We start from the raw sequence: 13,293 nt of genomic DNA, 5'->3' as shown, positions 1-13,293 counted from the left end.
AACATTTTATTTTTTAATGTTGGAAAGAGCTTGGCTTCGGCTAAGCTTTTTCTTTTTTTACCAAGTATGGTTTCTAATTTTCTGTGTTGTACCATCTGGCATAGCATATACATATACAATATCAAGATCACATTCTTCGTCAGGATCATTACAAGGATCTGTCCAATGTTCTAATTCTTGTTTTTCTCCTGTTTCTTTCGCTTTATCAAATATAGCCTTTATTTTCGCTTCATTCTCAACTTTTTTATTTAAATATTCATCTAATTTAATCGCATCACTAAGTTTCATTTCGAAACCCGTTACTACATCATTAGGATAGTCATGATATTTTTGTACTTCTTCTTCAAATCTTAAATTAAAAGCTTTAGGATTAATTCTTTCTTTAGTACCTATGCTTTGTTTTAATCTCTTTTCTATGTAGTCACATGAATTGCCAACAAAGTCATTTGTTACTTTCATTATTGCTAATTTCACAATAGATTGTTCATGTCCTTTAAGATCCTCAGGGCAATCTTTCAAATAAGCTTGATATAGTGGATGATCGCATCCAACTATGCTTACATCTATATTCCTTTTCCCTTCCGCTACTTCATTAACAGTTTTTTCAAATAAAGTACTTCTTTCCGCTTTTAGCTCTATATATAAAGTGGTAAGCTCATTAAAAATATCTTCCGGAGGAATTACCCCTGTCATCTTTTTTTTACCAACAGTAAAGTCACATATGATTGCTTTTTTTTCAGTATCTAATTTCGCATTGCCAAAATAACCATCCTCAGTATACTTATTGTTTTCACAATCTTCACTACCTAATACTTTCCACTCCAATACTAATTTATTGCCCTTATCTAGTTTAGGATTTTTAAATTTGAATTGAAAACCACTTTTTTCAAAATTAAATTCATGTATCATTTTTATAATCCCCTTCCATTTACCTTATGTATTAAGTATATCTAAAAAGGTATTACCTTGCAATACCTTTTTAGCGTTTTTTTATAAAAAAAAGGGGTTATCGCTGGATAAAATGCGATAACCCCTTTAGTAATGTACTTTTGATATATTTTATTAGCCAGCTGGTGTCCCTGGAAAATCCAATAACATTTGAATAATAGGACCATAGGTTAATACCACTACAACAGCTACAAACAGTATAGATAAAAGTTTCTTATGCTTTTTTAACAATATATTCACTTCCCTTTTATATTAAATACTTTTTAAATAATTATCACAAATATATTGAACAGTTTCATTATCGTTTAAAGAGGAAAAATACTTCAATGTATTTATCAGCAATATATTATTTACCTCTTTATAATTACTTGTAAGATCTAAAAACTCTTTTTTAATATCTACTTCAGTTTTTTCTTGTATGCACTTCATTAACTCAATAAGGGCATCGCTTATTACAAATGCATATTTAAACTGTTTGGCTAATTCTAAGCTTTTCTTTAAATATGCAACCGCCTTCTGCTGATAATTTAGCTTAATATATCGTCTACCTATCTCCAAATATAGCTGAGGTAAGCATTCATAATCTTCTGGAATACTTGAAATATCATTTAAGACCATATTTAAATATTTTTTTGCTTCCTCATGATTCTCCATGTCTATGTATATTTCTGCAAGATTGCTATAATATATACTTTTATTGCCATAATCATTTTTTTGAGTATTATCTAGTAATTCCTTATAACTTACTAATGATTCTTCATAACGTTTTAAATTATATAAACATGAAGCCTTTAATAATCTAATTTTTGCCTCTATATCTTTCACCTTTGTATCAACATCAGGTTCTAAAATATATATATATTCCAAAGCATTATCGTACTGTTTTAAATAATTAAAATAAAGACAAATATTAAATAAGAATATGGTTTTAGAATACGAATCTAACTCTGGAAACCTATCTAGCGCATATTTACAAACATCGATTCCATCTTGATATTTTCCCATATAATAATATGTTTTTGATAACTTAATTAGTACAGAGATTAATTGAACAATATCCATATTCAAATTAATGTGCCTTCTTACGCTTTCATAGTACACCAATGCTTTATAAAAATAATTATTCTGAAAAAAATAATCAGCTGCCAATTCATATATCTTTACTTTCTTATCAACAAAGTCAAATTTGAGTAAAAACTCTTCAACCTGTTTTAGTGTATCATTAAAATTTATATCATTATTTTTAAGAAGTTCTTCAAGCTCTGCTATAGAGTTGTCCAATATTATTTTAGCCTGAGCTTCTTCATCTTCAAGTAAATAATCAATGCTTATATCTAAAGTCATTCCCTTTTTCTTTAGTTTTTCTTTTACATGTGTCATAATAACTTCTGCAGTATTTTGGGTTAGTTTAGCTTTGCCATTTTCTATTTGGCTTATCAAATTTCTTGTTATATCATTCCCAACAATTTCATCCTGATTTAATTTATATTTTTCTCTAAGAGTTTTAATTTTCTCCCCTGTAGGTATTATCGTATAGTCCAAGCGTTCTTCACCTCCAAAAATATTTAATATGCTTATTATATCATTTGTAAATACTTTTGTTGACATTTTTGATTTTATTTTACCGCATTTATTTTTTTATCTTTTATAAAGATATCTATTAATCAAAAATCTTTCAAAAAAAATTAAAAAAATTTTTGATTTTTTAATAATAAAGGTTATATATTCTATACAATAATTTATTTAATACATAGTAGAACTTAAAAATGTTTAATTCTCGGAATAATTAATATTTTAAAATCTAAGATATTAATGAAAATATGGAATTTTAACATACAGTAAGCTACTTATAATTGAATACATTAAACTTGAGGTAAAAGATTATGTATAAAAATTACGCTAATACTTCTTAATTTTACAAAGCTAACTATGTAAGACTAAATATAGAAAGGAAAATAATATGAACTTATTAAAGAAAATTAAAGAAAATATACTTACTTCAACTTTAGCTGCAGTAATAAAGGACAAGCTATATTCTGTGCTAAAAAAAAATACGACTCCAAAGAATAGCTTGGAGTCTACTACAGGAAAAAAAATCTCGATAAAAAAATTAAAGGTTAATACTAAGATTTTTGAGTATTCTAGCGAGTCAAAAACAGAGACAATTACTACTAGTAAGAAAAAAAATTAGTATTAAAGTACTTCATGTAAATGCGAATTACATGAAGTACTTTATTATTATAACACGTAGTGAAAACCCACGCTAAGAAAAAAAATTGTGAAAGTCTGAGTTTTCACCCATTCTAAGCCATTTTATGGATTATTAATATTTAATGGTCTCAATTAATCGTTCATGGTGCTGTCGATCTACCCCTTTTATAAATAAAATTGTTTAAGCTATCATTTTTTTGGCTATACTTATAACCACAATAGGGCTAAGGGAGATTAAAAAATGGAACAAAATTATGATGATGGACTAACTATTAGCGAATTAGAAAATATAATAAAAGATTTACCAAAGGACATGAAAGTATGTGTTAGAACTGGATAAGAGCATTTCCCTGCATTAAGAATTTATTCAGGAAAGTTTTATGAGATAGGAAGAAACGTTAAAGGCCAGGAAATAGGTTTATTAATTGAATGAAAAGTTTATTATTTTCAGAGAAAGAAGAAACATAATGAGGGTTTTGTACATGATTGAAGAGAAGGAAATACTTAAAGAAAAATTGCTGGATAATGGCTTAAAAATAATCCTAGCAAGATGGATAAGGAAAGAACTTAATAATAAAAAGCAATATGTAACCTGGTTACTAAATCCACAAACTAATAAGACTTATAATGGAAATTATTATAGTTCTTTAAAAACAGCTAATAATGATTATCTAAAAAGGAACGCATAGTAGGGGTAATGACACCCAGGGGCAAAGTAGAAAATGTTGGAACTAAATTAATAGTTACCGACATTTTAATTTGGGGCTTGTGTAGTTTGGAACAACATAGCCTATTAATAAAAATAAAATTTAAAGGTTCCCAGAGAACTTTTTTAGGAGTGGAGTAGATGCACGAGGAAAGCTTTGTAAAAGCTATTCAGTATTTAGAATTTGGTTATGTAATTCAAAGTTCTTTATCGGATATAAGGATAAAGAAAATAAATAATAACTATTATTATTGTTTTGAAGTACATCCTAATAATTACTCGGAATGGAAGTTCTGTGATGACAATCAAGAGTTATTTAGAATTGGAGAAATCAAAAATGCTTGGTATATATCAAAGGACGATTGATAAATTAATTATAAAAAGTGTGGCGATGGCTTATAGTGTTCACCTTTAGCCATCGCCACTCAATTATAAATTTAAATATATTTTCTACTTTGCCCCTGTCAGGATGCTCCCATTACCCCTAGTAAATAATATAAGCCTACATCAATTAGATCGATGTAAGCTACTTTTATTTTGATTTTTATATAATTTTTATTGAAATTCCAAATTTGTTAATTGCTATAGCTGCTATTGCACATAGAAAAATTACATATGTAGCTTCAAAAATATTCCCTGAAGGCGATCCTGTATGCATAAACGGCGGTATACGTAATCTAAATCCGAGTACTCTGCTGACTATTCTATATACTTTAAATTGCTTTAATACCTTTCCAGCTCCCAACTTTTCTAAAACAATAGGAATTGATGATAGTGGAACTCCTTCTGTTGTAAATATATCTGCCCAATATATGTGACTCAAATACCCTATTATAAAATAGCTACTTAAGTACCCATAACCAAGCTTGCTTAATATATATGTAACGCACATAGGTACTAGTACAGCCCCCTCAATTGCATGAAAGAAGCTTCTATGTGGAAAAATACCGGCAGCAATTAAAATAGCTCCTGATAAATACATCATTCCACTGAGATTGTGAATATAGCTATAATAAATAACAGCTGCTCCACCACCTATATAAACGAGCTTCATAAAGATTTTCTTAAGCAAGTCTCCTAAATCTCCTATGGATCCAGTGACAATTTTATATATACTACTTACAAACGGTATATATCTAACTATTCTTGAACCTGTTATTCCTGATAAAATTAGAAATGCTGCCAAAATATATGTTATCTCCGAAGATATTTTTTTCAATGAACTAAATTTATTTAATTCATTAATGATAATATTCGAATGATATAGTATATATAGTCCAATTCCAACGGTTAATAATAAGCTTATTATTGTCTTTAATATATTCTCTATTAATCCTACCACACCATCAAAAACCCCTGTTACTGGGTTCATATGATTTATTTTACTATGTTCACTGTCTGCATCAACCATGAGTGCTCCTAATCCAGCAAGTGCTACACCAGTAATATTTAATACTCCTCTTGGTATATGTATATTGCTATTATTAAATAATACAAATGAATTGATCGCTGGAACTGCTGTTATTATGACGCTAGACAATATCCCTATTCTAAGATGACTCTTTCCTAACATTCTCTCACCACTTTCTTTTATTTAAGCTGCAGCTTAATAATTAAAACGGCGGTCTATTTGGCCGCCATAGTTTTTTCTACTTTTTCTTTAAATTGTCCATACGCTAAATCTAATGTATCCTCTATTATCTTATCATTTATGCTACGTATTACAGCTCCTTGCTGCTGGAACCCTACCATATTTCTATTATTTTTTTTGCAAAACCTGTCAAAACACTTTTCAAAATCTGTTATTTTTCTATATACGACTTCATATATCCCCTGCTCCAGATCTTGAAGGCTTCTATTTATATCTTCCTTATTAGTATAATCATACTTTTTAAAAAAGAAATCATCCGATCCGTAAGCGAGCTCCTGGAAATCAATAATTGAATTTTCAATTTTGCCAAATAAATTTCTTGTTAATATAATATATCTTTTATTCCTGGCCTTTATATAAAATGGCTGCTTCTGTTTCTTCCAATAGAGCATGTCTCCAACTTCTAAATTTTTTAATATTTCTCTATAAGTGCTTTTTATATCCATAGTCTTCCACCTCATTTATTATATTGATTACAAGCTTCTGATACTTTATTTATTGCATCTTCAGCTACTCCTAAATACTCCTGAGGAATATCTATTTTTTTTAATATATTAACCTGGCTTATAAACTTTCTTGATATACTTAAAAACTCTGTAATGTCCTGTAGCTCAATTTTTTCCTTCATGATTTACACCTACCTATATTTGAACTCTGTTTTTTCTTTTGATTTGTTATATGCTATTCTCGCTCTATAAGGACCGTCAGCTCCTTTAAATTGAAGAAAATCTGTTTGTCCGTTACTTGCAAGCTTCTTCATCTGTTCTTCAGTTATATATGTCCCTGAAATATTCTCAGGAATAAATAATTTACATCCATCCTTGTATCTAGTACATCCATATCCCCCCTTTACTTTTACTACTCTTCCTGAATTACATTTAAAACATTTACCATAAGTAGTAACTTTCTTTTTTGTTTCCTTTATTGGTTCCATATTTTTAATGTGAGAAACTCCATCGATAATGAACTTTGTTGCAGCCTTCATAAATTCATCTTTATTTATAAGACCTTTTGACATTTTTTCAATGTTATATTCCAAATCGGCGGTTAGCTCAACACTTTTCAGAAGATCTATATCTATGCAGCTTATTACTTTCTTTCCTAATTCCGTGGCCATCAAACTGTTTTCGTCTTTAGTTACATACCCTTTTTCAATTAATGACTCTATTAAATCCGCTCTAGTGGCTTCGGTACCTATGCCCCTGCCTTTTAATGCCTGTTTCAAATACTCTTCTCCAACCAATCTTCGAGGATTCTCCATTATCTCCAATAGAGTATCTGCAGTATACTGTGGACGTGCTTTTGTCTTCTTATCTTTTACTACAGCATCAATAACCTGAACCTTTTCATTTGTAACTAATTTATATTCTCCTTCCTCATCGCTCCTTACACCATATACCTTTTTCCACCCCAAACTTATAATTCTAGTTAGATTAGAAATAAACTTACTTTCTCCAACTTCAGTAATTACCTTAATGCTTTCATATATGTATTCTTCATAAAAAACGCTAAGATACCTCAAAACTATTTCATCAAAAATATTTTTTTCTTTTTCTCTCAGTGTCATATAAATATCTTTCGTATTTTCATTTAATACTGGAGTTATCGCTGGATGATCTTCTACTAAATCATTATTCACCACATTTTTTAAATTTATTTTTTTTATGCCAAGACAATAATTTGCACTTTCATTAAACTTGTCAAATTGCAGCATTTTGAATATATCTCTTATCTCCTCAGCTTCTTTATCCGTTATAAACTGTGAAGCAGTTCGTGGATATGAGACTATCTTATGATTTAAATAGAGCTCTTCTAATAAAATCACCGTTTCTTTTGGAGTATAATCATATTTTCTACTACATACTCTCTGAAGCTCTGTTAAATTGAATAATAGTGGGTGTGCTAGTTTCTTACTTTCTCTATTAATATCTTTTATTTCCCCAACTTTACCATCAACAGCATTTTTTATATTTAAAGCATCTTCCTTTTTTAATTTACTAATTCCATCGCTACGCACGTAGGTCCCAGAATATCCTTTATCAAATGTGGCCACAACTTCACTATACAAATCAGCTTTAAACTCCTGAATTTCCTTATCCCTTTCACATATTAAATTTAAAATTGGAATTATACATCTTCCTACAGCTATCGTGAATTTATTATGTAAGGAATAAGCCCTTGAAAAATTAACTCCGATTAATTGATCCAGTTCATTTCTAGCCTTAGCACTATTATATATACCATCATACTCTTTATTGGCCTTTAAATCGGTCATAGCGGCCTTTATAGCCGCTTTTGTAAGCGAGCTTGTCCATAGCCTATATATAGTCTTATCTGTGTTTAATTGTTCTAATAAATAATTTCCGAGTAATTGGCCCTCTCTTCCGGAATCTGTAGCTAGTATAATATCTTTAATATCACTTCTTTTTAACAATTCTTTTATATATTCAAATTGCTTTTTCTTTTTTAAATCATATCTTAATCTAACCTGAAACTCTGGAATAAATGGTAATGTAGCAAAGTCCCAATTCCTATATATAGAATCATAGTCCTCAGGATCTTTAAGGGTAAACATATTGCCATTACACCAGGTAATAACATAGTCATCACCTTCAATGTGCCCATCGGCGGTTTGACTGCAATTAAGTGCAGCTGCTATAGCTTGGCCGACCATCTTTTTCTCTGAAATTATAATTCTTTTAAACTTTACGTTGCTTTTATTTTTCTTCATTAAATCAATGATACCCATAAATATACCTCCATAAAAAATAAAGAGTTTAATCGCTAGCGATTAAACCCTTTATTAATCAAACATGCTGCAGTAGCTGCCATCTGTTTTTAAAAATATTTTACCTGTACAATTTTCATCCCAAAAATCAAAAGTTGTAAATAAAAATTCCACCTTTGTTTTTTGTTTCTCTTTTACTGCTTCCAGAAGTTTTTTAGCTCTTGCGGTGGAATTTGTAAGTACCAAAACTCTAGGAAACCTTTCAAAGTTAATTTTATAATCTCCACTTAATTTAAAATGCTCATAAGATGGTACTTTCAAATCAAACGAATTAGATTTCTTACTGAATCCCCTAATTGCTTCAGTTCCCATGTCTACTTCTACAAAATAATTATACCTGGTATCTTCAGTTTCATATATAAAATACATATCTGGCTTTATATAGTTCTTTTTTTCCTCAAATGTATAATTAAAATATAAATGCCTGTCACTCCAGCAATTAACTATTTTATGTTTTTTATCTCTACACTCTATTTCTAATTTTGCCCTAGTTTCTGACACTCTTAGTGTATGATTTAACGTCTCATACTTTACTAAATTATCTCTCTTATTCCATCGCACTTCTTTTGAAGCTATTTCATAAGCTCCAGAAACGTATATAGCTCCAGCCTCGTCCAATAAGAAGAATGCTTCTTTAGAACCAGGTTCTGTTGTATCTTTGGTCGGAAATCTTCTATATACGAATCTATTTAAATGTAACTGCAGCATCTGCGGTCTTACATGACTTAAAGTATATCCAGTAATTTCGGCTAACTGCCTTAGACCTACAGCTCTCATAGAATAAATGACTTCTATAGCTTTCTTTTGAAATTGCGTTAACGGAAATTCTATCACAAACTCTTCATTTATATCTTCTTGAGCTATTCTTTCCTGATTCCTTTTCCCCTTTACCCCAGAAGGCTCTTGTATCTTCATATATTATTACACCCTCCTTCTATTTTTCTTCTCCTTTTTCTCAGCAATTTTCCACATATTAGCTGCTTCTTCTTCCTCAGGATTTATTCCTTCTTCATGCTCCTCCTCTTTTATATCTTCATCACTATTTTTTATTGTAAATAAATTTTTAAACTCACTTACTTCATCATCTTCTTCATTCTTTATTATTTCTTTTTCCTGAATATTGGACTTAACTAATTTTTCATCTTCATACTTTTCATCATTATCTAATTTTACTTTGAAATCCTCATCTTGGTCAAATTCTGAATATTGATTGAATGACTCTAATCTTTCTTTTAACATTTCATCTATCTTGGAGAAATGTATTCTGTTTTTACGATTATTCATTTTAATTTCTTCGGCGGATTTAGCTGCCTCTTTCTCATCAATCTCTGTTTTATCCAAAGTATAAATATTAAAAGTTTGAGATTTTTGTCCATTCACCAGCAACTTACAATATCCATATCTAGAAGGTAAATTTCTCAAATCTAACTGGTCAATCCTTGGTCCATATATACCTTCAAAATAAGGTGCATCTGGCTTTCCTACATTAAAAGTTATAGTTGTACCTACATTTCCATATAAAGCTTCTTTTAAGCCTTGTACCGCATCCATCTGTTCTAGGTCTTGATGCATAAGTATTAAGCATACTCCATATTTTCTAAGTTCATGAACTATATCCTTTATACTTTCGCTAATAAAGTTTTGTGCTTCATCTATAATTACTGGAAATGGTACATTCCACATACTTTTATCTCTTGCAAAAGCATTGACTATCATCTGTTTAATAGCAATACCGCCTATAAAGTTTATCCTATCTTTACTCATCTTTTCTTTTGATAATCTAAATATTATTATTTTATTGTTATCCATAGCATCTTTAAAGTCAATACAGTCTTCTTGTCCTATAGATCTTAGAAGCTTCTTGGAATCTAAAAATTTTCCAAATTTATACAATACTGATTGAACTGTCGACTCAGTTCCTGAATTTAATTGCCCATTTGCAGTTTCTTTAAAATTATTAATCCAAAAATCCTTCAACTGAGGATCTTTAAGATTTTTAATTGCATGCTGCCTAAACTTTTTATCCGTAAAAAGCCTTGGCATATCAACCATAGTACCTTCCTGTAGCTCTATAATGGTTTTTATTGCATTGCTTATATAGCTTTCATTTTTTCCAGACCAAACTTCACTAAAGGTTCTTTTAAATATTTCAATAGCTTCATCCACAGTCTTTTCAAGTGTTTCATCATAATCCATTCCAAGCCTTTTTTGCACTTTGCAAAAATTAAAAGGTGGAGGATATGGATCTGAGAAGTCCACCCATATAACATCTTTTCTTCTTTCTTCAGGTATTATTTCAATCATCTCATCAGCAAATTTTCCATGCGGCTCTAAGAGCATTCCTCCACGACCCTGTTCGATTTGATTTAAGAAAAACTGTTTAGCCCACTCTGATTTACCAGAACCTGTACTTCCTTGAATTAGAGTATGCTTCGTTAGATCTTCATCTTTTATTCCTATAGGTGTAGTTTCACCATGATATGTATTAATTGCAAATATATTTTTTTGCGTTTCAACATCCCTCGGCGGTGCAAATTCCTTTGTCTTTACTACTTCAACATCAGGAAAATTTTCTAAAGCTTCTGAACCTGGTAATCTTAAAAAAAAGTTTCCCAATTCACTAGCTGTTAGTATATTTTTCCTATCCGTAGAGTACATAAATCTTTCTCTAAGATGTTTATATAATAATGGCTGATTTAAAACCATATCTCTTTTTAATCTGTTTTCAGAGTCCAATTCATTAAACGCTGCTGTAATTGCTTTTACTCTATATCTATTAGCTTTCTGGAAGGACCCTATACAAGCCACTCTTATTACCATTTCAAATCCTGATTCATATACTTTTTCAGAAGCTCCACTAATTTCTTTTCTCTCACCCTTTGTTTTTCTATTACTTGTGCTGGCTCCATCTGTTATGTCTAAATCTGTATTAATGCCATTACTCTTAAGCTCTGATTTCAATTCATAACCAACTTGATCCTTAAAATCTTTAAGAGCACTTTTTATACTCTGCCCACTAGCACCATTTTTATTTCGCTTGGGCCTTATACCATCAATTTCATAGTCTCTTAATTCTTGTTTTCCTTCATTTTGCCATTTATTATCCAAAGGCCTAGCTAAAATTTGTATCACTGCCATCTGATCCGTATCCATATCCTTCAATTGAGATAGTAAACTTGGAATAATATCAGAATCAGCTCTGGTTTTTAATCTTAAAATATGATGATATCCAAGGCTCACTTCCACTCCATATGAACAAATCTTTTTACCTAACTTCTGTGGAATATACTCTTTAGCTTCTCTTATGACTACTTCTTGATATGTGGAATATATTCTATCTACTATTCTATCCTTACTATCACGAGGTACCTTAATATAAAATTTCATGAGCCTTTCTTTTCCCATTATTTCAAAGCTTAAGTATGGTCTGCCATACAGAAAACTTCTCCATTTTGTATTTAAAAGCATACTATGAATATTTTTAATTAGCTTTTCTGTATCTTTTATTGGTACAGTTTCCTTGGGTAGTATTTCTAACAATACACTTGTATTCCTGATTTTCATATCATGAATATATCTAACAATATTATCTACTAGAACTATTATTAATGCCACTACTGCTATCACTGTAAAAAAAATAATTCCTTTTTTCATCAGCATTTCAGGATTATTTTTCATAGATGAATTAATTGAATTAATTAATTTTGATAACTCTTTTAACATGTAGCTTTCATCTCCTTTTAATTACGGTCTTACATACTTTTATAAGACCGTAATCTTTATACTCATTTAGGACTGTGTTACCGCAAATTGCACTGTTGTTGTATAGCTCCCTGGTACAGCACTATTCCAATCGGTATTAAGCTGAAGATCTATTGGATATGCTGAAGATGCTGTTGCTGGCTGACTGCTTGCCAAAACCACCGGATTTGCTGAGTCCTTACTCATAGTTTTGTATGTACTATCACTATGAAGCTTTACTCCAAGATGATCTATAGCTATTATTTTAGGCGTTGTATCTGCTGTCTTAAAGTCACTTCCTGCTACTGCTGTAAGCTTATATGTAGCATTAGATTGTACTGTCGCTGTTAAACTTTGAGTATAAGTGCTAGTTAATGGATTTACATTCCCAAAGCTTATTGAGTTAGTGCTTACTGCAAGTGTAGTTGTTGGATCAACAGTAAAACCTAAATTAACAGTCTGGCTCGCAGAGCTTGCTGCAAATGTTGTTACTCCTGTAGAAAGTGCCATTGCTAGTGTTAAAACACCTGCTATAATTCCTTTTTTTATCTTCATTTTTCTAATTGGCCTTATAAAAATCAAACAAAAAAAATAAGGCCTTCCTCCTTATCGCGTTTATTATTACTTAATTCAATTTTTTAATTTTCTAAATAAATATTATTTAAATTTGTTACTAAGACTGAGAAACTGAAAATTGTACGGTTGTAGTATAGCTCCCTGGTACAGCACTATTCCAATCGGTATTAAGCTGAAGATCTATTGGATATGCTGAAGATGACGTTGCTGGCTGACTGCTTGCTAAAACAACTGGATTTGCTGAGTCCTTACTCATAGTTTTGTATGTACTATCACTATGAAGCTTTACTCCAAGATGATCTATAGTTATTATTTTAGGCGTTGTATCTGCTGTCTTAAAGTCACTTCCTGCTACTGCTGTTAGCTTATATGTAGCATTAGATTGTACTGTTGCTGTTAAACTTTGAGTATAAGTGCTAGTTAATGAATTTACATTCCCAAAGCTTATTGAGTTAGTGCTGACTGCAAGTGTAGTTGTTGGATCAACAGTAAAACCTAAATTAACAGTCTGGCTTGCAGAGCTTGCTGCAAATGTTGTTACTCCTGTTGAAAGTGCCATTGCTAGTGTTAAAACACCCGCTATAATCCCTTTTTTTATCTTCATTTTTCTAATTGGCCTTATAAAAATCAAACAAAAAAATAAGGCCTTCCTCCTTATCGCCTTTATTATTA

The 13,293-nt window shown here is 30.5% G+C and carries 13 protein-coding genes; 3 read left to right on the top strand and 10 right to left on the bottom strand.

Translation table 11 applies throughout. The annotated features are described in order from the left end of the window. Window positions 1-57 precede the first annotated feature (57 nt). Window positions 58-909 (bottom strand): hypothetical protein, encoded by an 852-nt coding sequence (locus IAI10_RS16510; protein WP_315674401.1) that lies wholly within the window; start codon window positions 907-909, stop codon window positions 58-60. Between the two features lie 291 nt (window positions 910-1,200). Then, complete coding sequence (locus IAI10_RS16505) at window positions 1,201-2,490, bottom strand: transcriptional regulator (protein ID WP_315674400.1); 1,290 nt, start codon at window positions 2,488-2,490, stop codon at window positions 1,201-1,203. A gap of 418 nt (window positions 2,491-2,908) precedes the next feature. On the opposite strand from IAI10_RS16505, the gene IAI10_RS16500 reads away from it, so the two are divergent. The 3 genes from IAI10_RS16500 (at window position 2,909) to IAI10_RS16490 (ending at window position 4,231) form a co-directional block, all read left to right on the top strand. Then, window positions 2,909-3,139, top strand: coding sequence for a hypothetical protein (locus tag IAI10_RS16500; RefSeq protein ID WP_315674399.1), 231 nt, complete (start codon window positions 2,909-2,911; stop codon window positions 3,137-3,139). A gap of 502 nt (window positions 3,140-3,641) precedes the next feature. Continuing rightward, window positions 3,642-3,848, top strand: a complete 207-nt coding sequence (locus IAI10_RS16495) for a hypothetical protein (RefSeq protein ID WP_315674398.1) — start codon at window positions 3,642-3,644, stop codon at window positions 3,846-3,848. Between the two features lie 158 nt (window positions 3,849-4,006). Continuing rightward, entirely contained in the window at window positions 4,007-4,231 is a 225-nt protein-coding gene (locus IAI10_RS16490) for a hypothetical protein (protein ID WP_315674397.1), read from the top strand. Window positions 4,232-4,409: 178 nt separating this feature from the next. On the opposite strand, the gene IAI10_RS16485 is transcribed toward IAI10_RS16490, so the two are convergent. From IAI10_RS16485 to IAI10_RS16450, 8 genes are all read right to left on the bottom strand, one after another. Further along, entirely contained in the window at window positions 4,410-5,438 is a 1,029-nt protein-coding gene (locus tag IAI10_RS16485; RefSeq protein WP_315674396.1) for a metal-dependent hydrolase, read from the bottom strand. A 53-nt stretch (window positions 5,439-5,491) separates the two neighbouring features. Further along, window positions 5,492-5,962, bottom strand: coding sequence for a hypothetical protein (locus IAI10_RS16480; protein WP_315674395.1), 471 nt, complete (start codon window positions 5,960-5,962; stop codon window positions 5,492-5,494). 11 nt (window positions 5,963-5,973) lie between these two features. After that, on the bottom strand, window positions 5,974-6,144 hold the full coding sequence (locus tag IAI10_RS16475) for a hypothetical protein (RefSeq protein WP_315674394.1): 171 nt from the start codon (window positions 6,142-6,144) through the stop codon (window positions 5,974-5,976). Window positions 6,145-6,153: 9 nt separating this feature from the next. Next, window positions 6,154-8,265, bottom strand: a complete 2,112-nt coding sequence (locus tag IAI10_RS16470; RefSeq protein WP_315674393.1) for a DNA topoisomerase — start codon at window positions 8,263-8,265, stop codon at window positions 6,154-6,156. Between the two features lie 54 nt (window positions 8,266-8,319). Beyond that, a complete protein-coding gene (locus IAI10_RS16465; RefSeq protein WP_315674392.1) occupies window positions 8,320-9,219 on the bottom strand; it encodes a replication-relaxation family protein in 900 nt (299 codons plus the stop codon). A gap of 6 nt (window positions 9,220-9,225) precedes the next feature. Continuing rightward, window positions 9,226-12,027 (bottom strand): type IV secretion system DNA-binding domain-containing protein, encoded by a 2,802-nt coding sequence (locus IAI10_RS16460; RefSeq protein WP_315674391.1) that lies wholly within the window; start codon window positions 12,025-12,027, stop codon window positions 9,226-9,228. 66 nt (window positions 12,028-12,093) lie between these two features. Continuing rightward, window positions 12,094-12,600, bottom strand: a complete 507-nt coding sequence (locus tag IAI10_RS16455; protein WP_315674390.1) for a hypothetical protein — start codon at window positions 12,598-12,600, stop codon at window positions 12,094-12,096. A 118-nt stretch (window positions 12,601-12,718) separates the two neighbouring features. After that, complete coding sequence (locus tag IAI10_RS16450) at window positions 12,719-13,225, bottom strand: hypothetical protein (protein WP_315674389.1); 507 nt, start codon at window positions 13,223-13,225, stop codon at window positions 12,719-12,721. Window positions 13,226-13,293 lie beyond the last annotated feature (68 nt).

The organism is Clostridium sp. 19966, assembly GCF_032335695.1.
Taxonomy (GTDB): domain Bacteria; phylum Bacillota; class Clostridia; order Clostridiales; family Clostridiaceae; genus JACTOJ01.
Note: the sequence above shows the minus strand (reverse complement) of the source record. Positions and strands in the feature narration are given on the sequence as shown.

Excerpts from the sequence above, each read along its gene's own strand:
- IAI10_RS16510 (WP_315674401.1), bottom strand. The coding sequence starts at position 909 with ATGATACATGAATTTAATTTTGAAAAAAGTGGTTTTCAATTCAAATTT.
- IAI10_RS16500 (WP_315674399.1), top strand. The coding sequence starts at position 2,909 with ATGAACTTATTAAAGAAAATTAAAGAAAATATACTTACTTCAACTTTA.
- IAI10_RS16495 (WP_315674398.1), top strand. The coding sequence starts at position 3,642 with ATGATTGAAGAGAAGGAAATACTTAAAGAAAAATTGCTGGATAATGGC.
- IAI10_RS16490 (WP_315674397.1), top strand. The coding sequence starts at position 4,007 with ATGCACGAGGAAAGCTTTGTAAAAGCTATTCAGTATTTAGAATTTGGT.
- IAI10_RS16485 (WP_315674396.1), bottom strand. The coding sequence starts at position 5,438 with ATGTTAGGAAAGAGTCATCTTAGAATAGGGATATTGTCTAGCGTCATA.
- IAI10_RS16480 (WP_315674395.1), bottom strand. The coding sequence starts at position 5,962 with ATGGATATAAAAAGCACTTATAGAGAAATATTAAAAAATTTAGAAGTT.
- IAI10_RS16475 (WP_315674394.1), bottom strand. The coding sequence starts at position 6,144 with ATGAAGGAAAAAATTGAGCTACAGGACATTACAGAGTTTTTAAGTATA.
- IAI10_RS16470 (WP_315674393.1), bottom strand. The coding sequence starts at position 8,265 with ATGGGTATCATTGATTTAATGAAGAAAAATAAAAGCAACGTAAAGTTT.
- IAI10_RS16465 (WP_315674392.1), bottom strand. The coding sequence starts at position 9,219 with ATGAAGATACAAGAGCCTTCTGGGGTAAAGGGGAAAAGGAATCAGGAA.
- IAI10_RS16460 (WP_315674391.1), bottom strand. The coding sequence starts at position 12,027 with ATGTTAAAAGAGTTATCAAAATTAATTAATTCAATTAATTCATCTATG.
- IAI10_RS16455 (WP_315674390.1), bottom strand. The coding sequence starts at position 12,600 with ATGAAGATAAAAAAAGGAATTATAGCAGGTGTTTTAACACTAGCAATG.
- IAI10_RS16450 (WP_315674389.1), bottom strand. The coding sequence starts at position 13,225 with ATGAAGATAAAAAAAGGGATTATAGCGGGTGTTTTAACACTAGCAATG.